At 61.7% G+C, this 24,594-nt stretch carries 22 protein-coding genes and 2 pseudogenes; 7 read left to right on the top strand and 17 right to left on the bottom strand.

What is annotated here, in order from left to right:
- Positions 1-731, bottom strand: a pseudogene (locus K3555_RS00120) (IS5 family transposase).
- A 91-nt stretch (positions 732-822) separates the two neighbouring features.
- Positions 823-1,734, bottom strand: coding sequence for a tRNA pseudouridine(55) synthase TruB (gene truB, locus K3555_RS00115; protein ID WP_134830941.1), 912 nt, complete (start codon positions 1,732-1,734; stop codon positions 823-825).
- Between the two features lie 164 nt (positions 1,735-1,898).
- Between truB and K3555_RS00110 the strand changes: the two genes are divergently transcribed.
- Complete coding sequence (locus K3555_RS00110) at positions 1,899-2,552, top strand: RluA family pseudouridine synthase (RefSeq protein ID WP_260006959.1); 654 nt, start codon at positions 1,899-1,901, stop codon at positions 2,550-2,552.
- An 8-nt stretch (positions 2,553-2,560) separates the two neighbouring features.
- Here K3555_RS00110 and K3555_RS00105 read toward each other — a convergent pair whose 3' ends face one another.
- Positions 2,561-3,109: a helix-turn-helix domain-containing protein gene (locus K3555_RS00105; RefSeq protein ID WP_260006958.1), complete on the bottom strand. Its 549-nt coding sequence runs from the start codon at positions 3,107-3,109 to the stop codon at positions 2,561-2,563.
- Positions 3,110-3,222: 113 nt separating this feature from the next.
- Between K3555_RS00105 and K3555_RS00100 the strand changes: the two genes are divergently transcribed.
- Positions 3,223-3,936 (top strand): AzlC family ABC transporter permease, encoded by a 714-nt coding sequence (locus K3555_RS00100; RefSeq protein WP_260006957.1) that lies wholly within the window; start codon positions 3,223-3,225, stop codon positions 3,934-3,936.
- Positions 3,929-4,222, top strand: coding sequence for an AzlD family protein (locus K3555_RS00095; RefSeq protein ID WP_260006956.1), 294 nt, complete (start codon positions 3,929-3,931; stop codon positions 4,220-4,222). The genes K3555_RS00100 and K3555_RS00095 overlap by 8 nt, the downstream gene beginning before the upstream one ends.
- Positions 4,223-4,400: 178 nt before the next feature.
- Here K3555_RS00095 and K3555_RS00090 read toward each other — a convergent pair whose 3' ends face one another.
- Positions 4,401-5,840: an aldehyde dehydrogenase family protein gene (locus K3555_RS00090; RefSeq protein ID WP_259988975.1), complete on the bottom strand. Its 1,440-nt coding sequence runs from the start codon at positions 5,838-5,840 to the stop codon at positions 4,401-4,403.
- 277 nt (positions 5,841-6,117) lie between these two features.
- On the opposite strand from K3555_RS00090, the gene K3555_RS00085 reads away from it, so the two are divergent.
- Positions 6,118-6,771 (top strand): peroxiredoxin, encoded by a 654-nt coding sequence (locus tag K3555_RS00085; RefSeq protein ID WP_134830944.1) that lies wholly within the window; start codon positions 6,118-6,120, stop codon positions 6,769-6,771.
- Positions 6,772-6,835: 64 nt separating this feature from the next.
- On the opposite strand, the gene K3555_RS00080 is transcribed toward K3555_RS00085, so the two are convergent.
- The 10 genes from K3555_RS00080 to K3555_RS00035 all read right to left on the bottom strand — a co-directional run bounded on the left by K3555_RS00080 (position 6,836) and on the right by K3555_RS00035 (position 20,018).
- The gene (locus K3555_RS00080) at positions 6,836-8,002 is read right to left on the bottom strand and encodes a rhamnan synthesis F family protein (protein WP_260006955.1); all 1,167 of its coding nucleotides are present in this window, start codon (positions 8,000-8,002) and stop codon (positions 6,836-6,838) included.
- 42 nt (positions 8,003-8,044) lie between these two features.
- Positions 8,045-8,929, bottom strand: coding sequence for a glycosyltransferase family 2 protein (locus K3555_RS00075; RefSeq protein ID WP_260006954.1), 885 nt, complete (start codon positions 8,927-8,929; stop codon positions 8,045-8,047).
- 76 nt (positions 8,930-9,005) lie between these two features.
- Positions 9,006-11,150: a polyribonucleotide nucleotidyltransferase gene (gene pnp / locus K3555_RS00070; RefSeq protein WP_260006953.1), complete on the bottom strand. Its 2,145-nt coding sequence runs from the start codon at positions 11,148-11,150 to the stop codon at positions 9,006-9,008.
- Between the two features lie 245 nt (positions 11,151-11,395).
- Entirely contained in the window at positions 11,396-12,715 is a 1,320-nt protein-coding gene (locus K3555_RS00065; RefSeq protein WP_260006952.1) for a pitrilysin family protein, read from the bottom strand.
- Positions 12,712-14,055 carry a pitrilysin family protein gene (locus K3555_RS00060; RefSeq protein ID WP_260006951.1) on the bottom strand — a complete coding sequence of 448 codons (1,344 nt, stop codon included), beginning with the start codon at positions 14,053-14,055 and terminating at the stop codon, positions 12,712-12,714. The genes K3555_RS00065 and K3555_RS00060 overlap by 4 nt, the downstream gene beginning before the upstream one ends.
- 165 nt (positions 14,056-14,220) lie before the next feature.
- Complete coding sequence (locus K3555_RS00055) at positions 14,221-14,742, bottom strand: DUF3035 domain-containing protein (RefSeq protein ID WP_129369217.1); 522 nt, start codon at positions 14,740-14,742, stop codon at positions 14,221-14,223.
- A gap of 55 nt (positions 14,743-14,797) precedes the next feature.
- A complete protein-coding gene (gene lspA / locus K3555_RS00050; protein ID WP_260006949.1) occupies positions 14,798-15,280 on the bottom strand; it encodes a signal peptidase II in 483 nt (160 codons plus the stop codon).
- Between the two features lie 18 nt (positions 15,281-15,298).
- Positions 15,299-16,888 (bottom strand): bifunctional phosphoribosylaminoimidazolecarboxamide formyltransferase/IMP cyclohydrolase, encoded by a 1,590-nt coding sequence (gene purH / locus K3555_RS00045; RefSeq protein WP_260006948.1) that lies wholly within the window; start codon positions 16,886-16,888, stop codon positions 15,299-15,301.
- A 24-nt stretch (positions 16,889-16,912) separates the two neighbouring features.
- Entirely contained in the window at positions 16,913-18,655 is a 1,743-nt protein-coding gene (locus tag K3555_RS00040) for a heparinase II/III family protein (protein ID WP_260006947.1), read from the bottom strand.
- A gap of 100 nt (positions 18,656-18,755) precedes the next feature.
- The gene (locus K3555_RS00035) at positions 18,756-20,018 is read right to left on the bottom strand and encodes an RsmB/NOP family class I SAM-dependent RNA methyltransferase (RefSeq protein WP_260006946.1); all 1,263 of its coding nucleotides are present in this window, start codon (positions 20,016-20,018) and stop codon (positions 18,756-18,758) included.
- 77 nt (positions 20,019-20,095) lie between these two features.
- On the opposite strand from K3555_RS00035, the gene K3555_RS00030 reads away from it, so the two are divergent.
- Positions 20,096-20,287: a DUF1674 domain-containing protein gene (locus tag K3555_RS00030; protein WP_260006944.1), complete on the top strand. Its 192-nt coding sequence runs from the start codon at positions 20,096-20,098 to the stop codon at positions 20,285-20,287.
- 169 nt (positions 20,288-20,456) lie between these two features.
- Here the strand turns inward: K3555_RS00030 and dapB are convergent, their stop codons facing one another.
- On the bottom strand, positions 20,457-21,266 hold the full coding sequence (gene dapB / locus K3555_RS00025) for a 4-hydroxy-tetrahydrodipicolinate reductase (RefSeq protein ID WP_260006942.1): 810 nt from the start codon (positions 21,264-21,266) through the stop codon (positions 20,457-20,459).
- 95 nt (positions 21,267-21,361) lie between these two features.
- Here dapB and rbfA point away from each other — a divergent pair, with 95 nt between their 5' ends.
- Both rbfA and K3555_RS00015 read left to right on the top strand, forming a co-directional pair.
- Positions 21,362-21,757, top strand: a complete 396-nt coding sequence (gene rbfA / locus K3555_RS00020) for a 30S ribosome-binding factor RbfA (RefSeq protein WP_259988948.1) — start codon at positions 21,362-21,364, stop codon at positions 21,755-21,757.
- On the top strand, positions 21,754-22,503 hold the full coding sequence (locus tag K3555_RS00015; RefSeq protein WP_260006940.1) for a phosphodiester glycosidase family protein: 750 nt from the start codon (positions 21,754-21,756) through the stop codon (positions 22,501-22,503). Before rbfA ends, K3555_RS00015 begins: the two co-directional genes overlap by 4 nt.
- 5 nt (positions 22,504-22,508) lie before the next feature.
- On the opposite strand, the pseudogene K3555_RS00010 reads toward K3555_RS00015, so the two are convergent.
- A pseudogene (locus K3555_RS00010) lies at positions 22,509-22,937 on the bottom strand (EamA family transporter RarD); the annotation flags it as partial.
- A gap of 244 nt (positions 22,938-23,181) precedes the next feature.
- Positions 23,182-24,594 carry a chromosomal replication initiator protein DnaA gene (dnaA, locus tag K3555_RS00005; RefSeq protein ID WP_259995439.1) on the bottom strand — a complete coding sequence of 471 codons (1,413 nt, stop codon included), beginning with the start codon at positions 24,592-24,594 and terminating at the stop codon, positions 23,182-23,184.

Raw genomic sequence — 24,594 nt, 5'->3', positions numbered from 1 at the left:
TCATAGCCAATAGATGACGGTTGCGGCGAGAGCGATAGCGGAGAGGAAGACCTTCGGGCATCTGCCGTATCGCGTTGCCACACGCCTCCAATCTTTGAGCCTGCCAAACATGATCTCGATCACTGCCCAGCAGTGCATTGCGCAGCAATGTCACGAGAGGGGCGGTTGCGCCGTTTGTAGCGGCCTTTGTCGTATCTGACCGGTGTCTTGCGCTGCTTCCGGCCCGGGATGCAGGCGCGTATCCCTTTGTCTTTCAATGCTTCCCGGAACCAATCGGCGTCATAGCCGCGATCTCCAAGCATCCAGTCGGCATCCGGCAAACAGCTGAGCAGCGCCCGTGCCCCGATGCAGTCGCTGACCTGTCCAGCGGTGACGAACAGGCTCGGCGGGTAGCCCTGGCTGTCGCAGATGGCATGCAGCTTGGTATTCATGCCATCTTTGGTCCGGCCCCTCTCGGGACATTGCTGCGCAAAGATACCCTTGTCACTCCAGCGTTTCCAACGGTTGTAAAGCGTTCCCCGGGCTTACGCCGCCCCACTGGGGCGACGGTCCTGCCTCACTGTGCGGGCCGTATTCCTCTGGTGCATCCATCCACCCTAAGCCATTGCGGTTTATGAAGATAACTCCACTCAAGACACGCCGGTCATCAACACATGGCTTTCTATGGGACTTCGGGAAATAAGGCTCCAGCCGGCCATCTGCGCATCGCTCAGCCAAAAGAGATCAGACATGTCACCGCTCGATTTTTCGACCGGTGAATCATGACGATCAATCGAAATCAATGGGTCCTGACCCTAGCGGTCTGGACCGGTTGCAGGCAGGTCATTCCGGCTGCACAAACACCCGGCTCGGGTGCAATTCACCAGCCTTGTAGATCCCCACAGCCACCGCCTGCCCGTCCAGCGAAGCCCAGGCTTCATCGCCGTACTCCACATCTGCGGCCATCACCATGCCCGGGTTGCCATTGCGCAAGCGCACTGCACCCTGCGGGGTGCATTTCAGCTCGGGCAGGTCGGCAAGCCCTTCTTCCAGAGGCCGCAAATATTGGTCCAGATCAGTGGATTTCGCCAACTCATCCACCAGTTCCAACGAGACGCCGTCTTCGGCATCAAACGGGCCGGACCAGGTCCGCCGAAGCTGTTTCACATGGCCATGGCAGCCCAGCGCCGCACCCAGATCGCGGGCGATTGAACGCACATATCCGCCTTTGCCGCAGGTCATCTCCAGCACCACGTGGTCTTCGTCGGGACGGTCCAGCAGGATCAGCTCTTCGACCCACAGCGGGCGGGCAGAAAGCTCTACCTCTTCGCCGTCACGCGCCAGTTTATAGGCACGCTGGCCATCAATCTTCACCGCGGAGAACTTGGGCGGCACCTGCATGATCTCGCCCAGGAACGGCAACAGCGCATCCTTGATCTGTTCGTCTGTGGGGCGCTCGGCGCTTTCGGCAATCACCTCGCCCTCGGCATCGTCGGTATTGGTTGCAGAACCCAGCCGCACAGTGAAGGTATAGGCCTTCAACGCGTCGGTTATATAGGGCACAGTCTTGGTTGCCTCGCCCAGCGCCACGGCCAGAACACCGGTTGCCTCGGGGTCCAGGGTGCCCGCATGGCCTGCCTTCTTGGCATCCAGCGCCCAACGCACCTTGTTCACAACTGCCGTGCTGGTCAGCCCCGCGGGCTTGTCCACCACCAGCCAGCCGGAAATATCGCGCCCTTTGCGTTTGCGTGCCATGCCTAGTCCCCATGTGTATGTGAGGCGCGCCAGTTACCGGATCGCCGGGACAGTGTCAATTTAGCAAATGCCAGGTCCCGAAGGAAAGCCCGGAAAGAAGTACGATAGAGACCGGTACAGGCCAGAGCTTGCCCCTGCCAGCCAGTGGCGCTAGGCAGGCGGTCATGGCCGTTTCAAGCGAATACACCCCGCCGCAGGACCCGCTGGAGATCCTGCACCACGACGCCGAGCTGCTGGCAGTAAACAAGCCTGCCGGGCTGTTGTCGGTACCTGGCCGCGGCGCGCATCTGGCCGATTGCCTGATCACCCGCATTCAGGCCGTATTCCCCGAGGCGCTGCTGGTTCATCGGCTGGACCGGGATACGTCAGGTGTGATGGTGTTCGGCCTCACCCCGCATGCGCAGCGGCATCTGTCAATGCAGTTTGAAAAGCGCACGGCGAAAAAGGCCTATGTGGCGCGGGTGGCTGGCAGGCTGGAGCCGCGCAGCGGCACGGTGGATCTGCCGCTGATTGTGGATTGGCCGAACCGGCCCAAGCAGATGGTCTGCAATGAGAGCGGCAAGCCTGCCGTCACCGGCTGGCGGGTCATGAAATACGAGGACGGTGCGACGCGGGTGCGGCTGACACCGAAGACCGGGCGCACGCATCAGCTGCGGGTGCATATGCTGTCGCTGGGCCACCCGATCCTGGGCGACCCGCTTTATGCCAGCGGTGCAGCAATGGAGTATCCCAGGCTCATGCTGCATTCCCAGGAGCTGCGGATCAAACACCCGGACAGCGGCGAGTCGCTGAAATTCCGGGTGAAGCCGGAGTTCTGAGGCCCTGGTCAGGGCGCCTCCATCACCATCAGGAACAATGTGCCGGACCGCGTCGCCTCATAGCTATGCGGGTGATCGCCGGGAAAGCTGTAGTAATCGCCCGGCCACAGCAGCTCCTCCTGCCCTTCCAGCCCTGCCCGCATCTGCCCGGAACAGACCAGCATATGCTCCACTGTGCCGCGCGGGTGCGGCGCGGCGCGGCGGATCTCTCCCGGCTGCATCACCACGCGGTAGATATCCCGGCGCACATTCGGCGGGCTGCGGGACAATAAAACGGCAGCGAAGTCTGACTGCTCCGACTCCAGCACTTCACCTTCGCTTGCGCGGATCAGCTTGGTCGCGGGTGCCTCCGTTTCAAACAGCAAACTCAGCGGGACGTCCAGCGCTGCGGCCAGTGCCCAAAGCGTCTCGACACTGGGATTCCCGTTCCCGGCCTCAAGCTGCGAAAGGGTTGATTTTGCAATTCCAGCCTGTGCGGCCAGCCCCGACAGCGACATTCCCGCACGGCTGCGTTCACGCTGGATGGCGGCTGCAATCATTTGATGGGGCGCTGACATGTTCGGTATTTCACCCTTTTGTTCGACTTGACGAACGACCGTGTCGTTCGGTATACAAAACCCGCGTTCGGTTTAAGCGAAATCATGCCCCGTTTCCAGAGGAACTGCCCTCAATGGCAATCCAGAACATCTCCGCCCGGTCCCCCGCCTTCAGCCAACTGACTTCCGGACTGCAGGATATCCTGCCATTGGCTGCCGGCGTTGCCGTCTATGGGCTGGCATTCGGCCTGCTCGCAGCACAGGCAAGCATGGACGGGCTGCAGACCGGAGTAATGGGCACCATCGTCTTTGCCGGATCTTCACAGATCATCGCAGTGGAGCGGCTGGTTGCCGGCACCGGCGCGGGTGCCGCCATTCTGGCCGGGCTGGCACTGAACCTGCGGCTGCTTCTGATCACCGCCTCGCTGCGGGATGAGTATTCCGGACGGCCCTGGTGGCAAGTGCTTCTAGGGGTCCATCTGGCCACCGACGAGAATTGGGCCCTGATGCACGCGATGCGCGCCCGCGGCCATCAAGCCGGTTACTGGTACTTGATTGGCGGCGGCATCGGGCTGATTGCAGTCTGGGTGCTGTCCACAGTGGCAGGCGCGGGATTTGCCAGCACTGTGCCTGAACCCAAGGCCCTGGGCATGGATTTTGCCTTCACCGCAGCTTTCATCGCCATTCTCCGGTCGCTGTGGAGCGGCTCAACCATGGTTTTGCCCTGGGCCGGTTCTGCGGCCATCGTTTTGCTGACCGGCCTGTTAACGCCGCTGGACCCTACCTGGACACTGATCCTGGGCGGTCTGGGCGGAGCGGTCCTTGCCGGAGTGCTGAATAATGACTGAAACATGGTTCCTGATTTTCGGGCTGGCAGCGGCTACTTTTGCGGTACGGCTGTCCGGTTATCTCCTAGGCCAACGGCTGCCGGATCACGGCCCTTGGGCGCGCGGTCTGCAGGCGCTGCCGGGCTGCCTGATCCTGTCGCTGGTCACCTACCTCTTGATGCAAGGCGGCCCGCAGGAATGGGCAGCCGGAACGGTGGCCCTGGCAGTGGCTCTTGCCACCCGCAGCCTGCCCCTGACCATGGCTGCCGGAATAGCTGCAATCTGCCTGCTTAGAGCCTATTTCTGACCAACCCCGTGCAGGCCCCCTGCCCGTGCGCAGCACGGGCCACGCCCAAGGCTGAGGGCCGCCCGGCGCAGCCGGGGGGATTGAAGACGCGGGAGCACTGCCGATGCCCCAAATACAACGCCGCAAAAAGGAAAGCCGCCCGGGCGGGCGGCTCTCTATGACTTCGAAGGTTGCAGACTTATTCAGCCGCCCAGCCGCCGACGGCCTTCACTTCCAGGAAGTCCTCAATGCCCCATTTACCGCCTTCACGGCCTTTACCGGACTGCTTCATGCCGCCGAAGGGCGAACCGGCCGAGCGCGACTTGCCGTTCATCTCGACCATGCCAGAGCGCAGCGCGCGAGCCATGCGGTTGGCGCGGGCCCCGTCCTGGGTCTGCACATAGTTGGTCAGGCCATAAGGCGTGTCGTTGGCGATCCCGATCGCATCTTCCTCATTCTCGAAGGGAATGATCGACAGAACCGGGCCAAAGATCTCTTCGCGCGCAATGGTCATCTGGTTGTTCACATCGGCAAAGACCGTGGGCTTTACATAGTAGCCCTTATTCAATCCGTCCGGGCGCCCTGTGCCGCCGGCAATCAGCTTGGCGCCTTCATCGATGCCCTGCTGGATCAGATCCTGGATCTTGGTCCACTGCATCTCGTTCACCACAGGGCCGATGTGACGGCCTTCCTGGCTGGCCGGGCCGACCTCGATCTTGGCTGCCACTTCTGCGGCTTCGGCAACCACCCGGTCGTAGATGCTGTTCTGCACCAGCATCCGGCTGGGCGCGTTGCAGCTTTGACCGGTGTTTTGCATCATGTGCAGCACACCGCGCTTCACCGCCTTCTCATCGGCGTCCTCAAAGATCACATTGGCGCCTTTGCCGCCCAGCTCCAGATCCACCTTCTTCAGGGTCGGCGCGGCAGCCTGGGTGATTGCAATACCCGCTCGGGTGGAGCCAGTGAAGGAGATCATGTCCACATCCGGATGGGTGGTCAGCTGCGAGCCAACGCCCATACCGTCACCGTTCACCAGATTGAACACACCCGCAGGGAAGCCGGCCTCGTCCATCAATTCGGCAAAGATCATCGCATTCAACGGGCTTTGCTCCGACGGTTTCAGCACCATCGTGCAGCCGGCTACAGCTGCAGCGCCGACCTTGAGCGTCACCTGGTTCATCGGCCAGTTCCACGGCGTGATCAGCGCGCACACACCCACCGCCTCGTGGATGATGCGATCGTTGGGGCTGCGGTCGTTCAGCGGCGCGTCAAAGTCGAACTCTTTGGCCGCAGCGATGAAGTTGCGCAGGTGCCAGCTGCCGGCACCGACTTGCGAGCTGCGCGACATGTCGATCGGCGCGCCCATTTCCAAAGACATCGCCTGGGCCAGGTCCTCGGCGCGGGCTTCATAGACATCGACCAGCTTTTCCACCAGCGCGATGCGCTCTGCCACCGGGGTCGCCATCCAGCCCGGCAGCGCTGCCTTGGCCGCGGCAACGGCGGCGTTAGTGTCGGCCTCGGACCCCAGCGAGATCACCGCGCAGGGTTCCTCGGTCGAGGGGTCAATTACTTCGAAGTCATTGGCGGCAGAAGGGGCGACCCACTGGCCGTTGATGTAAAATTCGCGTTTCTCGATCATCTGGGAACTCCCAATTCAGACGTATTTCCGGTATCGGCTTGCCGGTTTTGCGGTCACTCTGTCACTGCACCTCACAGGGAGCAAGGGTCTTTGCTGCATAATTTGATCAAATTATTGCAGGCTCTGTCAATGGCCGCTTGGACCGGTTGCAATCTTTCGCCATGACTGCTTGCAGCAATTTATCGTGGTTTCCCGGCACGGGGGCTGTATCGTTGCGCTAGACTACTTAGGTTGCAACCAAGACGACTCAAAACACATCTGACAAGGAGATACCGCCATGGGTTTGCGCATTAACGACACGGTCCCGGATTTTACTGCGGAAACGGATCAGGGCACCATCACCTTCCATGATTGGATCGGCGACAGCTGGGCGATTCTGTTCTCGCACCCCAAGGATTTCACCCCGGTCTGCACCACCGAATTTTCCGCCGTGGCGCAGCTGAGCGAGGAATGGAGCAAGCGCAACACCAAAGTCCTTGGCGTTTCGGTTGACGGGGTTGAGGACCATAAGAAATGGAAAAAGGACATCGAGGAATACGGCAAGGCCGCGCCGGGCTTCCCGATCATCGCTGATGACGGTCTGGCAGTTTCCAAAGCTTTCGACATGCTGCCCGCCGAGGCGTATCTGCCCGATGGCCGCACCCCTGCAGACAGCGCCACAGTGCGGTCGGTTTTCATCATCGGCCCGGACAAGCAGCTGAAACTGTCGATGACCTATCCGATGACCGTGGGCCGCAACTTTGCCGAGATCCTGCGGGCGCTGGACGGCTTGCAGATGTCGCTGGGCAAGGGCGTTGCCACCCCTGCGAACTGGATGCCCGGCGAGGATGTGATCATTCCGCCGACGGTGTCGAACGAAGACGCCAAGGCGAAGTTCGGCGAATTCGAGACCATCTTCCCCTACCTGCGCAAGACCAAAGCACCTGAGTAACCGGCGCTTTCCATCGCAGTGATTACAAGCCGCCTTCGGGCGGCTTGTTTTTTGTCTTTACTTACTAATGCCCGTCCGGTGCCGGTGGAAAATCCGGTGCCCGGCTTTGACGCAATTGCCGCGCCTCTGCCGCTATGGCTTGGCCGGCCTCGCCCTTCAGTCTGGCAGCAAATCGCAGGGTTATGTCCGACCCGTCCCGGGTCAACCAGCACGGCGACTTCTTGAGGAAGGTGAACCCTGACTCGGTATGCAGGTAGGCGGGCAACGTATAACTGACCCCTTGGGTTGCGACCGCTGTCAGGATGAAAGCCAGGTAGTCCTCTGCCTGGGCGCCGTCTGACAGCAGCCTGGCCTTCAGCGCCGCCAGGCTGGGGCGGCCAAAGATGACGGTTTCCTTGGCGATACGCCGGATCTCCTCCCGTGGCAGCTGCGCCAGCCGCTGATCCAAATCTGCAGTCTTTAGCACGGCGCCATGCGAAAAACCATGTGCCAGAACCCATTGGGTAAGGCCGGTTTCACCGCGGCGGACGATGAATTTCTTGTTGTTGGTCAGCGGGAAGCGCTTCCAGAACCTGAGAAAGCCCGGATCCTCCATCAACCGCCCTGACAGCATCAGCGCATAAGAGCAGTACTGGAAATTGCGGCTGGCGGTGGAATACCCCCAATTGATGCTGCGGAAATTTTCTGCATCCACCCGCGGGTGACCGTAGCTGCAGGCGGCAGCCGCAAAATCCGCATCCAGCGCCTGTGCTTCCGTCAGCCAGTCGCCTGCCCCTGGCAGCGGAAACCAGGAGGAATCATTCAGCAGCACCAGCCGGTCAATCTGTTCCAGCCGCGCGCGCGCCGCCAGCAGCCCGTCGCGGTAGCCGCCAAAGTCATATCCGAAATTCGGGCGTTCCATGCACAGCCAGCAGACGTCGCTCAGCCGTTGCCGGTCTTCCTCGCTAAGCGGGATGTTGGAGACCACAACCGGGGCACAGCCGCTGGCGATCAGATAGCGCAGCGCGATGAAATGCGAGGCTTGCAGTCCCTGACTGGGGAAAATCAAGTAGACCGCAGGCTGCGGACCGGCCGGAATGGCGCCTTCGGTGCAGCGGATGTTGCGGGCCAGGAACGCGTCATAATACCAGCGCCCCAGCAGCAGCGATCCGAGGCGGCTGGGCAGCTGAGTGATCTGCTGAAACGGGCGTTTCAGCTCGCGGGTGATTTTCCAAAACGGGGACCGTCTCATGCGGGACACCTGTAACTTTAAACTGTTGGAAGGCCAGCCCGGTCAGTCTTGCTGCCATGGCGGAGGGAGGTCTGCGGATTGCTGGACAGCACTGCTAAGAACCGCACGGAAGTAATACCAGTTCTTGGACCGTTTACGCGCCGACAACAGGTTCAGCGGTGAGATCAATTGCAGCGACGCCTCCCCCAAGGCCCGCAGAAACCCAAAAGGCAAGCCGTGTTTGCGGGCGCCATAGACGCGCGACTGGCCCATGTACCAGGCTTTCAAAGCCGCGGTTTTGGCGGAGCGCTCGGTGGAGTGGCCCAGCAGATGCCGGACCTGCGCTGCGTAAACATAACGCAGCGGCCCGCATTCCGCCTTCAGCCGCAGGCTGAGGTCGTCGTCTTCGTGGAACAGGAATATTTTGGGGTCAAAGCCACCGACCTGGTCAAAAGCGGATTTACGCACCAGCAGGGCACCGCCCGAAAGCACCGGCACCTCGCCGTCCTGTTTCGCGGCATCCCGCCCCAGCCACAGCGATTTTGCAATCAGCTTGCTGCGGCGCTTGAAGAACAGCGATCCGTCACCTTTGACAATGCGGGTATTGAAAGCGGAAGCTTCGGGGTGTGCATCGGCGGCTTCTAACAGACGCTCCAGCGTGTCCTCGAACAGTTCGGCATCGGGGTTCACAAAAAACAGAAACTCAGTGCCTGCCTGTGCAGCCCCCTGATTGCAGGCCGGACCAAAGCCGGTGTTTTCCGGGTTTTCAATGAACCGGGCGCCATGTGCTGCGGCCAGCGCACGGGTGTCTTCTGCATCCCGGGAGGCGTTATCGACCAGAATGCAAGGCACCGAAGCTGGAATGGAGCGCAACAGGTTCTCAGCTACGGCTGAAGAGTTGTAGGTGACCGTAATGATGGTCACACGGGGAGGCAAAGACTGTTCCATAAGCGTCCCGGCGGAAATGGAAAACCCGGGGCGCGGATCGCGCGCCCCGGGTTGTTTATGTGCAGTCAGACTGGGATCAGTCCTGCTCTGCTTTTTCTTTCGCTTCCGGCGCGATTTCTTCGCCGGTTTCCTGATCGACGATTTTCATCGACAGGCGGACCTTGCCGCGATCATCAAAGCCCAGCAACTTGACCTTCACTTCCTGGCCTTCCTTCAGAACGTCCGAAGGATGGTTCAGGCGGCGGTTTTCGATCTGGGAGACATGCACCAGGCCGTCGCGCTTGCCGAAGAAGTTCACGAAGGCGCCGAAGTCGACGATCTTCACAACCTTACCAGTGTAGACTTGGCCTTCTTCCGGCTCTGCCACGATCGAATAGATCATGTCATAGGCCTTTTTGATGGCTTCGCCGTTCGGGCTGGCGATCTTGATGATGCCATCGTCGTTGATGTCGACTTTGGCGCCGGACACTTCAACGATCTCGCGGATCACCTTGCCGCCGGAGCCGATCACTTCACGGATCTTGTCGGTGGGGATCTGCATGGTCTCGATGCGCGGAGCGTGGACCGAGAAGTCGGACGCTTCGGTCAGGGCTTTTGCCATCTCACCCAGAATGTGGATACGGCCGTCTTTGGCCTGGGCCAGGGCTTTCTCCATGATCTCGGGCGTGATGCCTGCGACCTTGATGTCCATCTGCAGCGAGGTGATGCCGTTTTCGGTGCCTGCCACTTTGAAGTCCATGTCGCCCAGGTGGTCTTCGTCACCCAGAATGTCGGACAGGATCGCGTAAGAACCGTCGTCTTCCAGGATCAGGCCCATCGCAACACCGGCAACCGGTGCTTTCAGCGGCACGCCTGCATCCATCATCGACAGCGAGCCGCCGCAGACCGAAGCCATCGAGGACGAACCGTTCGATTCGGTGATCTCGGAGACCAGGCGGATGGTGTAGGGGAAGTCGGTTGCCGCGGGCAGAACCGCCTGCAGCGCACGCCAAGCCAGCTTGCCGTGGCCGATTTCGCGGCGGCCGGGGCCGCCAACACGGCCAACTTCACCCACCGAGTAGGGCGGAAAGTTGTAATGCAGCAGGAAGTTGGACTTGAAGTTGCCGTGCAGCGCGTCGATGAACTGCTCGTCGTCGCCGGTGCCCAGCGTGGTCACAACCAGACCCTGGGTTTCACCACGGGTGAACAGCGCCGAACCATGGGTCCGCGGCAGCAGGCCGGTTTCGGACTCAATCGCGCGGATCTCGTCGGTTTTACGGCCATCGATACGCTTGCCGGTTTTGACAACATCGCCGCGCAGAATGCCGGCTTCCAGCTTTTTCAGCGCGGACCCCAGGTTTGCATCGCCCAGCTGCTCTTCGGACAGAGCACCCTTGATGGTTTCACGGGCGGCAGCAACAGCGGCGGTGCGCTCCTGCTTGTCGCTGATCGCAAAGGCGGCGCGCATCTCGGTTTCGCCAGCCGCTTTGACAGCTCCGTACAGCTCGGAGTAATCCGGCGCCTGGAAATCGAACGGCTCTTTCGCGGCTTCTTCGGCCAGCGAGATGATCAGGTCGATAACCGGCTGGATCTGCTCGTGGGCAAATTTCACCGCACCCAGCATTTCTGCTTCGGACAGCTCGTAAGCTTCCGATTCCACCATCATGACGGCGTCTTTGGTGCCGGCAACAACCAGGTCCAGACGCTGCTCGGGGTTCAGGCGCAGGTCCTGCATGTCGTCAACGGTCGGGTTCAGGATGTATTCGCCATCCTCGAAACCAACGCGGGCACAGGCAATCGGGCCCATGAACGGCGCGCCCGAAAGGGTCAGCGCAGCGGAGGCGGCGATCATTGCAACCATGTCCGGGTCGTTGACCAGGTCGTGCGACAGCACGGTGCACATCACCAGCACTTCGTTCTTGAAGCCGGGGACAAACAGCGGGCGGATCGGACGGTCGATCAGACGCGCGGTCAGGGTTTCTTTTTCGGTCGGGCGCGCTTCGCGCTTGAAGAAGCCGCCGGGCACCTTGCCCGCAGCATAGTATTTTTCCTGGTAATGCACGGTCAGCGGGAAGAAGTCCTGGCCGGGCTTCTGCTGACGGGCAAAGGTCACGTTGGCCATGACCGAGGTTTCGCCCAGCGTGGCAATCACAGAGCCATCAGCCTGGCGGGCAACCTTGCCGGTTTCCAGTGTAAGCGTCTCTTCGCCCCACTGCATCGATTTTTTCGAAACGTTAAACATCTAGCGTATCCTAATTGGGAGCACTCCCGGCCCTCCGGGTCTCCCGTTTGCGTGGCGGCCCCATTGCCGCCGGCCCCCTCTATCTTGCTTTCGCGTGCCGGGGCCTGGCACATCGTCTCAGACAAGCCCGCGCATACATGAGTTTGGGGTAAATTGAAAGGGAAAGCGGCAAGCGTCAGCCACCCTGGGCAGCAGTGTGCTGTGCGGGTTCCTTGGCGGGGCGTCGCGGCCCCGCCTGAAAGCTATCAGTTGGTGGATTCCAACCCCTCAGGGCGTCCGGCAATGGCGAAATGCAAACCGTCAGGATCCATGAATTCCGCGGCAAAGCGGTTCACATCCTCCAGCGTGACCGCGTTGATACGGTCGTTGCGGGTTTCCACATAGCTGATCGGCAAATGGTCCATCTGCATACCCGCGAGAATTGAGGCAATACGGCCATTGCCGTCAAAGCGCAGCGGATAAGCGCCAGTCAGATAGGTCTGCGCATCCTTCAGCTCTTTCTCCGTCACGCCTTGTTCGGCCATGCGGCGCCATTCATTGCGGATCACCTCGACCGCTTCGGCCATCTTACCGTTAGCCGACGCCACCGATCCCATATAAACCGCCGCCAGATCACGCGGCACCAGATAGGAGTAAACCCCATAGGTCAGCCCGCGCTTTTCCCGCACCTCGGTCATCAGCCGGGTTTCAAAGGAACCGCCCCCCAGGATCTGGTTCATCACATAAGCAGTAAAAAAATCCGGATCCTCGCGCTTGATCCCCTTTTGGCCGAACAGTGCCACAGATTGCGGTGTGTCGAAATCCACAACAGTGACACCGCCCGCGATAGTAACCTCAGCCGGGCCCGGAATCGGGTCGCCCTCTGCCGGCAAGGCGCTCAGCAGCTCATCCAGGAGCACACCAAGCTCCTCGGCGGTGATATCGCCCACCGCGCTGACGTACAGCCTGTCACGGGCAAAAACCGCCTCATACGCGTCAAAAATATCCTGCCGGCCAAGCGCGGAAACAGTCTCCTGCGTTCCCTTGCCGTCACTGGCATAAGGGTGGTCGCCAAAGGCCATCCGCGAGAAAGCCTCGCCTGCGATTGTGTTCGGGTTCTTGGCATCAGACCGCAATCCCGCCAGCACCTGGGCCCGGACCCGGTCCAGCGCATCCTGGTCAATCCGCGGCTCAAACAGGGTCTGGCGTAAAAGGGCCACTGCATCGTTGCGGTTTTCGGTCAGGAAGCGGGCGGAAATGGACACTGAATCCTTATCGGCATCATAGGAAAACTCAGCCGCCAAAGATTCCAGTGCGCGGGCATAATCCTGCGCCCGCAGATCACCGGAGCCTTCCTCCAGCAATCCCGTCATCAGGTGCACCGCCCCGCGTTTGCCGGGTGCATCCAATGAGGTGCCGCCGCGAAAGCGCAGCTCAAGAGCGGAGAAGGGAATCGCGTGGTCCTCGACCAGCCAGGCGGTGATACCGCCGGGTGAGGTGACTTCTTCGATCTTGATCCCGGCCATGGCAGGCAGTGCCAAGCAGCAGGCCAGCAACGACGCGGCGATTAGTTTCAGCAAGGTCATTGGGTTACCTCCTGGCCGCGCGTCATCCAGCCGGTGACTGACGTTTCAGGCCGCAGAACCTCATTGGCAGCGGCGATGATCTCATCTGCGGTGACCGATTGCAGGATCTTCGGCCAATCCTGCACATCCTGCACTGTCAGCCCAATGCTGAGCGCCTGGCCATAGCGGTTGGCAATTCCGTTCACGTTATCGCGGTCATAGATTTCAGCGGCGCGCAGCTGCAGCTTGATGCGCTCCAGCTGGGCTTCGTCCACTCCTGCTTCCAGAAAGCGGGCGATAGTGGCATCCAGCGCCTCCTCGGCCTGATCCATGCTGACACCCTCAGCCGGAACCACAAGAAAGGTGAAGGACGTATCATCCAGCGAGCTGCCCGAATAAAAGGCACCGGAGTAGACGGCGACCTGCTGGTCGAACTGCAGCGCATTGGCCAGGTAAGAAGTGCTGCCGCCGCCCAAGAGTTCGGCCAGCAGGTAAAGTGCTGCAGCTTTTTGCTGGGCGCCGCTGTCGCGTTCAGGCGCCAGATAGGAGCGTTGCACATAGGGCTGGGCAACCCGCGGATCCTGAAAGGTGATGCGGCGGGCTGCCGTCTGCGGCGGCTCCTGGCTGCGGAAGCGTTCCGGCAAGTCAGGGTTGGCTGGGATCGCGCCATAATACTGCTCAGCCAGCGCCTTAACATCTTGCGGTTCCACATCGCCGGAGACCACCAGGATGGCGTTATTGGGCGCATAATAGGTGCGGTAAAAGGACAGCGCGTCCTCCATATCCAGGCTTTCCATCTCGTGGCGCCAGCCGATCACCGGCTGGCCGTAACGGTGATTCAGATATTGCACCGCCTGCAACTGTTCGCGAAACAGGGCCACCGGGTCATTGTCGGTGCGCTGGTTGCGCTCTTCCAGGATGACCTCACGCTCGGTGGCGATATCTTCTTCGCCGAGCCGCAGATTGGTCATCCGGTCGCTTTCCATCTGCATCATCAGCTCCAGCCTGTCGGCGGCGACGCGCTGGAAATAGGCGGTGTAGTCATAGCTGGTAAAGGCGTTGTCCTGGCCGCCATTGGCGCGCACGGTGGCCGACAGCTCACCCGGGGCTAGCTTGTCGGTGCCCTTGAACAGCAAATGCTCCAGGAAGTGGGCAACCCCGGACTGGCCCGGCGGCTCATCCGCGGAGCCGGCCCGGTACCAGACCATCTGCTGCACCACCGGCGCGCGATGGTCCTCAAGCACCACCACTTCCATGCCGTTGTCCAGGGTGAACGCGGTCACCGCCTCATCTTCGGCCCATAGCGGGCCATTCAGGGCAGCAGTCAGCGCTGCGGCGGCCAATGTGATCCTTTGGATCATCTGGCATCCTCCAATTTCTGCACATTTGCCCTTGCCTGGCACAGTGCGGTTACTGCTCGTTTATTTAATGCAGCCACAATTCGCCACCCATTGCCAGCAGAAAGACTGCTGTCAACCTACGCTGCTGCTGGCGTCTTACAAGACTGGCTGGCAGAAAAGTGAGGATCAGAAACCGTCAACCGGCGGTGCGGATGGGGTAGCAGCCCCGGCACGGCGGAATTGTTCGTTGGCGGCATGCGGGTCCAGCGTCTGCTTTTTGTAAAGCTGCTCGTAGCGATCCACCGGCAACAGTTTGATCCGGCCCACACGGCGGTTGCGGTGGCGGAATTTGGCGTCCTCTTCGGCGACCGTTTCGCGCACGCCCGGTTCCACACCATAGCGGCTGGATGCTGTCACCAGAGCCGCATCGCTGGACGGAATGCCGCTGCCAGGAACCAATGCGCCAGGTTTGCCGCCCAGGGCAGCAACTGCTTCTGCCTGCGGATTGGGATCCGTCAGATTGGCGCCGCCCGGCGTCGGGGCCGGCAGACTGCTGTAGCTTTCCGGCGTGCTTAGCGGCTTGGAGGGCAGAACCAGGAATTCATCCGGGCCGGTGCCGGGCTTCTGGATGAGGCGCAGCCCCTTTTGCCCGCAGCCGGCCACCGCCAGCGCGCCTGCCAGAACAATCACTCCGAACGGGATCCGCATTACCCCAAACTCCTGCCTGTTTCTTAGCGCTTCTAGCGCAATTGCCCTGCGAGGTCTACGCAGGCTTTTTGCGCCGCCCGTCAAAGTAGATCAGCCCTGCTGCGCCTGCAAAGATGAAGATATCGGCGACATTGAACACAAACGGGTTCTGGATGCCGCAGCACGATGTGTTCAGGAAATCCAGCACGTATCCGTACAGCAGCCGGTCTGCGACATTGCCCAGCGCGCCGCCGATCACCAGCCCGGCCGAGAGCTGCATGCCCCGCGACGCATTCTGTGCGCGTGCAATCCAGATCACAAGGGCCAGGCAGATCGCCAGTGACATCCCGATCAGAATCCAGCGCGACGCGTCATCTCCGCCGCCGAACAGGCCGAAGTTGATGCCGGTGTTCTCTCCGTAGCGGAAGTTAATAAACGGCGGCAGCACGTCGATCCGGTGGCGCTGGTCCAGCCCCATCCAGTGGATTACCAGGTATTTACTTGCCTGATCCGCCAGAAACGAAAGGCCGGCGCCCCAGATCATCCAACGTGCTGCCATTGTCTTAGCTCTGCCTGCTTAGTGGCGGAAGTGGCGCATGCCGGTGAAGACCATGGCCAGGCCCGCCTCGTTGGCCGCCTTGATCACCTCGTCGTCACGCATCGAGCCGCCCGGCTGAATGACGCAGGCCCCGCCTGCAGCCGCAGCTTCCAGCAACCCGTCCGCAAAGGGGAAGAACGCATCCGACGCGACTGCGCAGCCCTTGGCGAGGCTTTCTTCCAGACCCAGTTCGGCGGCCATGCGGCCTGCCTTGGCGGCCGCCACATTGGCGCTGTCCAAGCGGCTCATCTGGCCGGCGCCGACGCCAACGGTGGCGCTGTCTTTCACATAGACGATGGCGTTGGATTTGACGTGTTTGGCGACTTTCCAGGCAAACAGCATGTCTTGCATCTGGGCATCAGACGGAGCCTGTTCGGTCACCACCTTCAAGTCCTCCATGCCGACGTAGCCCACGTCCTTGTCCTGTACCAGCATACCGCCGGCCACCTGTTTGTAGGCGGTGATGGCTTTGCGCGGCTCGGGCAGACCATCCGTCAGCAGCAAGCGCAGGTTCTTTTTGGCGGCAAAGACCCCCTTAGCCTCCTCCGAAGCACCGGGCGCAATCACCACTTCGGTGAAAATCTCGGTGATCTTGGCGGCGGTTTCGGCGTCCAGCGGCTGGTTCAGCGCGACGATGCCGCCGAATGCGGAGGTGCGGTCGCAGTCGAAAGCCTTTTGATAGGCCTCGGCCAGGGTCGCACCCTTGGCCACGCCGCAGGGGTTGGCGTGTTTGATGATCGCGACAGCGGCGCTGTCGGCCGGGTCGAACTCCGCCACCAGCTCATAGGCTGCGTCAGTATCGTTGATGTTGTTGTAGCTCAGTTCCTTGCCCTGGAGCTGAACTGCGGTGGCCACGCCGGGACGGTTGGAGCCATCGGTATAGAAGGCCGCTTCCTGGTGGCTGTTTTCACCGTAACGCAAGGTCTGCTTCAGCTCGCCGGCAAAGGCGCGGCGGCGCGGGGTCTTTTCTTCGATTGCCGTGGCCATCCAGTTCGACACAGCTGCATCATAGGCTGCGGTGCGGGCATAGGCAGTCTGCGACAGGCGTTGACGGAAGGCGTAGGAGGTCTGGCCATCGTTGGCGTCCAGCTCTGCCAGCAGTGCCTCATAGTCTTGAACGTCGGTCACAACGTTCACGAACAGGTGGTTCTTGGAGGCCGCACGGATCATCGCGGGACCGCCGATGTCGATGTTCTCGATCATCTCGTCATAACCGGCACCGCGCGCCAGGGCCGCTTCGAACGGGTAGAGGTTCACCACCAGCAGGTCGATGGCACCGATGCCATGTTCGTTCATCGCGGCGACATGGGTATCATTGTCGCGCAGCGCCAGCAGGCCGCCATGCACCATCGGGTGCAGTGTCTTTACGCGTCCGTCCATCATTTCCGGAAAACCGGTCACTTCCGAGACATCCTTGACCGTTAGGCCCGCCTCGCGCAGCGCCTTGGCAGAGCCGCCGGTCGACAGCAGCTCAACACCGCGCGCAGACAGCGCCTTGCCCAGCTCGATCAGGCCGGTCTTGTCGGATACGGAAAGCAGCGCACGGCGTACGGGGTGAAGGTCGGTCATGGCAGGGCGGTCCTTTTCAAAGGCTCAGTCAAACGTCTCGGGTTCGTCCCGGTTCAGGTCTCGCACGGCAACGGCAGTCTCCTGCGCTTTGCTGAGCGTCCACCGGATACGCGTCGCATAACCCATCGCGCGTCCGGATAAAACGATCTGCTTTGCCGCACGCGGCTTCAAGCGGGTCTTTTCCAGGAAAACGCTCGGCTCCAGCCGCAGCCGGCAGATTCCGTCATGGCGGAACACCCAGATTTCCCCGCTCTTGAGCGCCATGGATACCGCGGCGCCGCCCAAGTCAAGGGCCGCGTCCACCTCAGGGTGCAGATGCAGGCGGAGGTCAAAGCCGATGCCGCCCTCAGCGCTGGAATCCCGCACCTTGGTGAACTGACGCTTGGCAGCATCGTCCAGCGCCACCAGCATGTCTTCGCCGCTCAGGGCCCGCCCGTCAAACGACAAATCCAGGGTGCGCGCATGGGTCAGCCCGAAATGAGAAGTATAGCCATTGTGCCCGCCCTGAAAACGGCAGCCATCTGCCAGGTCGCTGACCTCCAGCGGCACCTCATCAGGGGCTTCGATCAATTCTTCATGGCCAGTGGTCTTGTGCGGCGCGGCCAGCCGGGCGCTGGAGTGCCCCTCAATACACAGCGTGGAATGCGACGGCGTGGCGCGCCCGGCCCGGCGCCATTCGACGCCAAAAGTTTCGCCCGATCCGCAATTCACAATCAGAGGCCGCCGCCCTGACGTCAGCTCAAACGCCAGGGTCGAGGCGTGGCCATAGTTCGACGCCTTGCCCTTGGGCGGCGCCGAGGCATCGACAAGTACCGAGGTCCGCCGCGCAGACAGCCGGGCAAACCCCATTGCCAGCCCGTCCGCATGGCGCTCAGCCACATGGCTGGCCGCGAGGGCATGGTCCAGCCGCCCCTCCAATCCGCGGCCGCCGCCATGGAACCGTGCCAGCCCGCCATCGCTGTGGCGCAGGGTGCGCAAAGTGGGGGCGATCCGCTCGATCGCATTGATATGCGCAGGCGGCACTGCGCGACCGGCTTCATGCAGGGCAGCCGCAGCCCAGGTCAGCAGGGTGAAAACCTCCAGCAGTTCCTCAGGGTTGCGGGTTGGCAGCCCGCCCTGGTCATCAATCTGCGCCCCGCATTCTGCTGCCAGCGCGCGGACCGCCGGGTCCGCCAGCTCTTCGCGCCCCTGCAGGGCAAGACCCGCATAGATCAAGCCGCATAATGCCTCGAACCGGGGCAGGCCCGGCGCGGCCCCCTGCCAGCGCTGTGCCAGGAACCAGGTCTGCTGTGCCAGCGAATGATAAAAGGCTTCGGTCTCGTCTTTTTCCTTGCCGCTGAGCAGGAACAGCGCGTGGTTGATCCAGCGGATCACCCGCCGCCCGGTCAGATCGGGCAGCCACGCCAGCCCGCCGCTGCGTCCGTGCTGTTGGATCCAACCCCAGACCCATTTCTGCGCTTTGGCGCGGGCCTTGAAATCCCCGACCGCTGCCAGGTCATCGAGCCAGGAAAAACCGTGCCGCTCCGCATCGAAAGCCGCATCCGGGGCGGCAACCTCCCACAATCCGGTGTCAGGCGATTCGACCAGGTACCCGGCAAACAGCAGGTTGCCAGCCACCAGCTGACGGCCACGGGCAAAGCTGCCGATGGTGCGCGGCTCGGGCTGCGAGACAAAGCCGGTTGCAGCCGGCTGGCTGCGCGCCCGCCAAGCGTAATAGCTGTTCAGCAGCCGGGTGCCGCGGCCGGCCATTCTGTCAAAAGTGGACATGCTCTTTTTGCCTCACGCCGGATTTTGCCAGGGCGTTTTGGCGCGAGCATAACGCGAGGGGCGGATCAAGTCACCGGCGAATACCGGGGACGCCCCAGGGTCACGCGGATTTGCGCAAAAGGGCCATGTAGAACCCGTCCATACCGCCGCGTTCCGGCCAGTAGTCGGGGCGCAAGCGCAGGCCGCCCTCTTCGCTGATCCAGTCCGGAACCACGCCGGGCACCTGCAATCCTTCGCGGTCGACTGACATCTCCGGGAACATGTCCAGCGCTTCCTCCACCTGGCATTCGCCCTCATCCGGCAGCAGGGAGCAAGTGCAGAACATCAGCCGCCCGCCAGGTTTCACCAGGGTCCAGGCGTGGGCCAGCATCTGCGCCTGCAGTTCGATCAGGGCGCCAAAGTCACTGCCATCTTTGGCCTGCGGCAAGTCCGGGTGGCGGCGGATTGTGCCGGTGGCCGAACAGGGGGCATCCAGCAGCACGGCATCGAACTGGCCCTGCTGTTCCAGTGCATCGCCCACAACCAGCTCCGCTTGCAGTCCAGTGCGGGTCAGGTTTTCCTGGAGCCTGGACATCCGGTTTTGGGAGACATCCACTGCGGTCACCTTGGCACCCGCGGCCGCCATCTGCATGGTTTTACCGCCCGGCGCTGCACAAAGTTCCAGCACATGCTCGCCTGGGCGAACATTCAGAATGCGGGCGGGCAACGCGGCGGCAGCATCCTGGATCCACCAGTCGCCGGTCTCATATCCCGAAAGCGCCGACACCTGCCCGGCATTTGCGATCCGCACAGAACCGGTGGGCAAGATTTCCCCGCACAAAGCGCTCAAGTCCGAATTGGGTTTAGCCGTCACATCCAGCGCGGCACCTGCGTAATGCGCGGCCTCCATGCCCAGCATCGCCTCCGCTCCCCAGGCCTGCACCAATGGTTTGCGCAACCAGTTCGGCAGGCGCGGCACACGCAGCTTGGCCCATTCCGCCGGACCGTCCTCTGCCACCTTGCGCAAGACCGCATTGACCAGCCCCTTGAGCTGCCCGTGGCGGCGGTGCTTGGAGACGATGGCCACCATAGCATTCACGACACCGTGCGCCGCGCCGCCCGAACACAGTTCCACCGTTCCCAGCCGCAACACATTCAGCACAGTTATTGGCGGTGTTTTCTTCAGATGTTTCTTCAGCACCCGGTCAGCGCGTTCCAGGTTGCGCAGGGTTTCCCCAGCCAGACGCTGCGCCCGTGCCCGGTCTTCCGGCGCCAGCTTCTCCAGGACACCTGCGCCATAGCATTCCGCCAGCAGCCGCCCCTCTCCCATAACCTGATCCAGCAGGTGTACCGCGGTGCGGCGGGCGTGATTGGCGTCTGACATCTGGCAACTCCTCAGGGCGCGGCTTGTTTGCGCGGGACAGGGGCGTATATCATGGGCCAAGCATAAAGGAACCCGCGATGAGCGACGATACTCCACTTGGTACAAATGGCCTGCCTCCCGCCGCCCTGCGCGCATTGGCTGAAGCCGAAGAGCGCCGCAAGGCCGCTGCGCTGCAGGAGCCGCTCCCTAAGGAGTTGGGCGGACGCGATGGACCCGATCCAGCCCGCTATGGCGATTGGGAGAAAAAAGGCATCGCTGTCGATTTTTGAGCCGCGGCCGGGGGCTTTGCCCCCTCGCAGGCGCTGCCTGCTCACCCCCAGAGTATTTTCCCAAAGGTGAATGACCTTCATCTTTTCAAAAATACTCACGTCCCGCTGCCGGCAGGCGGCTTTGCCGCCGAGAGGCGAGGAGCGGCCCCTCGGGGCCGCATTTCAGTCCTCAGAGCCCCAGCACATCCACCATGTCATATTGTCCCGCCGCCTTGTCCTGGCCCCAAAGCGCAGCCTTCAGCGCGCCGCGGGCAAAGATGGCGCGGTCGGTCGCCATATGGCGCAGCACGATGCGTTCGCCAGCGGCGGCAAACAGCACGTCATGCTCGCCCACGATGTCACCGCCGCGGATGGCGGTGAAACCGATGTCGCCGCGCTTGCGGGCGCCGGTGATGCCATCACGTCCGGAATCGCGCACATCTGACAGATGAACGCCGCGGCCTTCGGCTGCGGCTTCGCCCAGCATCAATGCAGTGCCAGACGGGGCATCGACCTTGTGGTGGTGATGCGCCTCGATCACTTCGATGTCGAAATCCTCGTCCAGCGCCGCGGCGACCTTTTTGGTCAGCTGTACCAACAGGTTCACACCAAGGCTCATGTTGCCGGCGCGCACGATCACTGCGTGCCGGGAGGCCGGCTCCAATTGGGCGATCTGCGCATTCGTCATGCCGGTGGTGCCGATCACATGCACCGCGCGCGCTTGGGCTGCCAGCTTGGAAAAGTTCAACGTCGCTTCCGGCGATGTGAAATCAATCACCGCCTGCGCGTTGGAAAAAGCCTCCAGCGCATCCGACGTGACGGTGACGCCAACGGGCGCCCCACCCATTGCTTCGCCCGCATCGCGGCCAACCCAGGCATGCCCTTCACGCTCCACCGCGCCGGTCAGCCTGGCCTTATCGCTTTCCAGCACCGTCTTGATCAGCATCTGCCCCATGCGGCCTGATGCGCCGGTAATCACGATCCCTGGTTTGCGGGTCATTGGCCCATTCCTTTTTCAATCTGGTTCAAGCTGGATTTGTCCTACATTGCCGGGCAGCGCTTGGCAAAGCCCGCAATCCGGCATAGATCGGAAATATGGCAAAGAACAAATTCCAAGATGGTCCCGGCCCTTCCCAGCGCCAGCTTCGCGTCGGCGAACTGATCCGCCGCTCTCTCTCTGAGGTGCTGGCACGCGGGGATGTGCATGACCCGGACCTGAACCGCATGTCGATCACCGTAGGCGAGGTGCGCACCTCGCCGGATCTGAAAATCGCCACTGCCTTTGTACTGCCTTTGGGCGGCAAGGGACAGGAGGACGTGCTGAAGCTCCTCGCCCGGAACAAGGGTGAGCTGCGCCGCGCGGTCGGCAAGAAGCTGGGGTTGAAGTTCGCCCCGGATCTGCGCTTCCGGCTGGATGAAACCTTTGATCAGATGGACGATACCCGCCGGATGCTGTCCCAGGACGCGGTGCGCCGCGACACGGAAGAGTGATCCGAAAGGCCGCCTTGCTGCTGGCCGCGCTCTGGGCCGCCCCGACCGCAGGCGCGGTGGAATGCAGCGATGCGGCCTATGAAGGCAACCGGTATTCGATCTGCGAAGTGGATGCATCACGGGAGCAGCTGCGGCTGTTCCTGCGCGATGGCGACGGGCAAGTCTACGGGCATTTTTCCACGCTGGACACGGCGCTGGCTGAAGACGGCAAAGCGCTGGTATTTGCCACCAATGCCGGGATGTATCACCGCGACCGCTCGCCCGTGGGTCTTTATGTCGAAGACGGCGCCGAGGAAATGCGGCTGGTAACCAATGCAGGTCCTGGCAACTTCGGCCTGCTTCCCAATGGCGTCTTCTGCATCCGCGAGGGCCGGGCTGATGTTTTCGAAACATTTGCTTTCGGCAAAGCCGCCCCCGCCTGCGCCTATGCCACCCAATCCGGGCCGATGCTGGTGATCGATGGAGAGCTGCATCCGCGCTTCCTGCCCGATTCGGACAGTTATTATGTGAGGAACGGGGTCGGCACCTCAGCCGATGGCCGCCGCGCCGTCTTTGCCATCTCGCGCAATGCGGTGACGTTTCACCAGTTCGGAAGCCTGTTCCGGGATTACCTGAAGCTGCCAAACGCGCTGTATTTCGACGGCAATATCTCGCGCCTGCACGCGCCTGAGCTGGGCCGCAGCGATGCGGGCTTCATGATGGGGCCTGTTGTGGGTGTGGTCGAGGACGCAGCTGCCGGCGAATAGACCTCTTAACCCGGACGTTTTCTCATCTGCCGCACCATCGGAATCGAGTAGATAACCAAAGCCGCCCAGATCATCGGGAAGGCGATCATCCTGGCACGTCCGAATTCCTCGCCAAACAGCAACACCGCAGCCAGCATGATCATAGTCGGTGCGATGTATTGCAGGATTCCCATGGTCGACAGCCGCACCAGCTTGGCCCCGTTGGCTTAGATGATCAACGGCACCGCGGTGACAACACCGCACCCCAGAAGCAGCGAGGTGTCGCTGAAAGAGGCGCCAAAGCTGCTGCTGCCGGTCGCGGCGAGATAGGCGAAATAGCCCAGCGCCGGGAACAGCAGGATCAATACCTCCAGCAAGAAGCCTTGATTGGGGCCGATCGGCAGCGATTCTTTGAAAAACGCAAAAAACCCCCACATCAGGTAGGCCGCAATGGCAAAAGCCAGCCGGCGGGGCGTGTCTGTGTTTTCGAAGACCGGCTGTGTCATGCAGAAGTTCCTGTCCAGGACACTGTTATGGCTGGTTTTGACCGGGTTGAAACTTTGTTTCCGTGATAACGGGTATTCGCTGCCTTTATGGGTCTGCCGGCATGCCGTTCCGGACTCATTGCGCAACAAAACGGCCCCGGAAACCGGGGCCGCAGTGCAAATTGGGGTGAGCAGTTTGGGCTAAAACCGCCCGTCAGGCTTCAAGCGACCGGCGCAGCATCTCCACATCTTCGGCGATCTGGCCGTCAGTGGTCTTCAGCTCCTCGATGCGCTTCACACCATGCATGACAGTGGTGTGGTCGCGCCCGCCAAAGCGACGGCCGATTTCCGGCAAGCTGCGGCTGGTCAGCTGCTTGCACAGGTACATCGCCACCTGACGCGGGCGGGCATAAGAACGCAGGCGCTTGGGGCCGATGATGTCGGACATGCGGATATTATAGTACTCGGACACCTTGCGCTGGATCTCTTCGACAGTGATCTTGCGTTCAGACGCACGCAGCACATCGGCCAGGCAGTCCTGGGTCAGATCCATGTCGATCTCGCGGCCTACCAGCGAGGCAAAGGCGAACAGGCGGGTGAGAGCGCCTTCGAGCACGCGCACATTGGTCGAGATGCGGTGTGCCAGGAATTCCAGCACGCCAGCGGCGATGCACAGGTCCGGATAGGTTTTGCGCTGGTGCTCCACCTTGGTCTGCAAGATGCCCAGGCGCAGCTCATAGTCGGTCGGGTGCAAATCCACCACCAGGCCGCACTGCAGGCGGGATTTCACCCGGTCTTCCAGATCCTTGATCTCGCCCGGGGCGCGGTCGGCAGAGATGATTATCTGCTTATTCTGATCCACCAGCGCGTTAAAGGTGTGGAAGAATTCCTCTTGGGTGGAATCCTTGCCGGCGATGAACTGCACGTCATCCACCATCAGCACGTCAACCGAGCGGAACAGGTGTTTAAAGTCCATCATCTTGCGCTCGCGCAGCGCTTGCACAAAGCGGTACATGAACTGTTCCGCCGACAGATACAGCACGTTCAGGGACGGGTTCTTTTCCTTCAGCTCCCAGGCGATGGCGTGCATCAGGTGGGTCTTACCCAGACCGACTCCGCCATAAAGCACCAGCGGGTTGAAGGTGACCGGGCCGCCTTCGCCAACGCGGCGCGCGGCAGCATGAGCCAGTTCGTTCGGCTTGCCCACGACAAAACTGTCGAAGGTAAAGCGCGGGTCCAGCGGAGCCGCCTGCAGCGCTTCAAGCGTGTCCTTGCCACCCGCCGATGCCGGAACAGCAGCGGGTGCTGTCATCACCGCCACGTCGCCCTGTGCGCCGCCATAGGCATCAGCCGCTCCGGCGGTGTCTGCAGGACGTGCCGGGCTGTTGGCAGCAACCCGGAAGGCCAGGCGCTGGACCGGCTCACCGGACATGGCCAGCTCATGCAGAATCAGATCCGCAAAGTTCTGGCTGACGTAGTTCCCCATGAAATTCGTCGGCACCTTGAAGACGGCAACACCGCCGTCCACGGTGTCAAACTCCAATGGCTCAATCCAAGTTGTGAAATTGTTCTGGCCGACCGTCTTCAACAGCCGGTTTCTGAGCTGTCCCCATTTTTCTTCTGTCAT

The sequence above is a fragment of the Leisingera sp. M527 genome (genome assembly GCF_025141525.1).
In the GTDB taxonomy this organism is placed as follows: domain Bacteria; phylum Pseudomonadota; class Alphaproteobacteria; order Rhodobacterales; family Rhodobacteraceae; genus Leisingera.
This window is presented reverse-complemented; position numbering and strand designations above follow the sequence as displayed.

Bases quoted from the DNA above. Each gene is read 5' to 3' on its own strand.
- truB (WP_134830941.1), bottom strand. From the start codon at position 1,734: ATGGCACGCAAACGCAAAGGGCGCGATATTTCCGGCTGGCTGGTGGTG.
- K3555_RS00110 (WP_260006959.1), top strand. From the start codon at position 1,899: ATGGCCGTTTCAAGCGAATACACCCCGCCGCAGGACCCGCTGGAGATC.
- K3555_RS00105 (WP_260006958.1), bottom strand. From the start codon at position 3,109: ATGTCAGCGCCCCATCAAATGATTGCAGCCGCCATCCAGCGTGAACGC.
- K3555_RS00100 (WP_260006957.1), top strand. From the start codon at position 3,223: ATGGCAATCCAGAACATCTCCGCCCGGTCCCCCGCCTTCAGCCAACTG.
- K3555_RS00095 (WP_260006956.1), top strand. From the start codon at position 3,929: ATGACTGAAACATGGTTCCTGATTTTCGGGCTGGCAGCGGCTACTTTT.
- K3555_RS00090 (WP_259988975.1), bottom strand. From the start codon at position 5,840: ATGATCGAGAAACGCGAATTTTACATCAACGGCCAGTGGGTCGCCCCT.
- K3555_RS00085 (WP_134830944.1), top strand. From the start codon at position 6,118: ATGGGTTTGCGCATTAACGACACGGTCCCGGATTTTACTGCGGAAACG.
- K3555_RS00080 (WP_260006955.1), bottom strand. From the start codon at position 8,002: ATGAGACGGTCCCCGTTTTGGAAAATCACCCGCGAGCTGAAACGCCCG.
- K3555_RS00075 (WP_260006954.1), bottom strand. From the start codon at position 8,929: ATGGAACAGTCTTTGCCTCCCCGTGTGACCATCATTACGGTCACCTAC.
- pnp (WP_260006953.1), bottom strand. From the start codon at position 11,150: ATGTTTAACGTTTCGAAAAAATCGATGCAGTGGGGCGAAGAGACGCTT.
- K3555_RS00065 (WP_260006952.1), bottom strand. From the start codon at position 12,715: ATGACCTTGCTGAAACTAATCGCCGCGTCGTTGCTGGCCTGCTGCTTG.
- K3555_RS00060 (WP_260006951.1), bottom strand. From the start codon at position 14,055: ATGATCCAAAGGATCACATTGGCCGCCGCAGCGCTGACTGCTGCCCTG.
- K3555_RS00055 (WP_129369217.1), bottom strand. From the start codon at position 14,742: ATGCGGATCCCGTTCGGAGTGATTGTTCTGGCAGGCGCGCTGGCGGTG.
- lspA (WP_260006949.1), bottom strand. From the start codon at position 15,280: ATGGCAGCACGTTGGATGATCTGGGGCGCCGGCCTTTCGTTTCTGGCG.
- purH (WP_260006948.1), bottom strand. From the start codon at position 16,888: ATGACCGACCTTCACCCCGTACGCCGTGCGCTGCTTTCCGTATCCGAC.
- K3555_RS00040 (WP_260006947.1), bottom strand. From the start codon at position 18,655: ATGTCCACTTTTGACAGAATGGCCGGCCGCGGCACCCGGCTGCTGAAC.
- K3555_RS00035 (WP_260006946.1), bottom strand. From the start codon at position 20,018: ATGTCAGACGCCAATCACGCCCGCCGCACCGCGGTACACCTGCTGGAT.
- K3555_RS00030 (WP_260006944.1), top strand. From the start codon at position 20,096: ATGAGCGACGATACTCCACTTGGTACAAATGGCCTGCCTCCCGCCGCC.
- dapB (WP_260006942.1), bottom strand. From the start codon at position 21,266: ATGACCCGCAAACCAGGGATCGTGATTACCGGCGCATCAGGCCGCATG.
- rbfA (WP_259988948.1), top strand. From the start codon at position 21,362: ATGGCAAAGAACAAATTCCAAGATGGTCCCGGCCCTTCCCAGCGCCAG.
- dnaA (WP_259995439.1), bottom strand. From the start codon at position 24,594: ATGACAGAAGAAAAATGGGGACAGCTCAGAAACCGGCTGTTGAAGACG.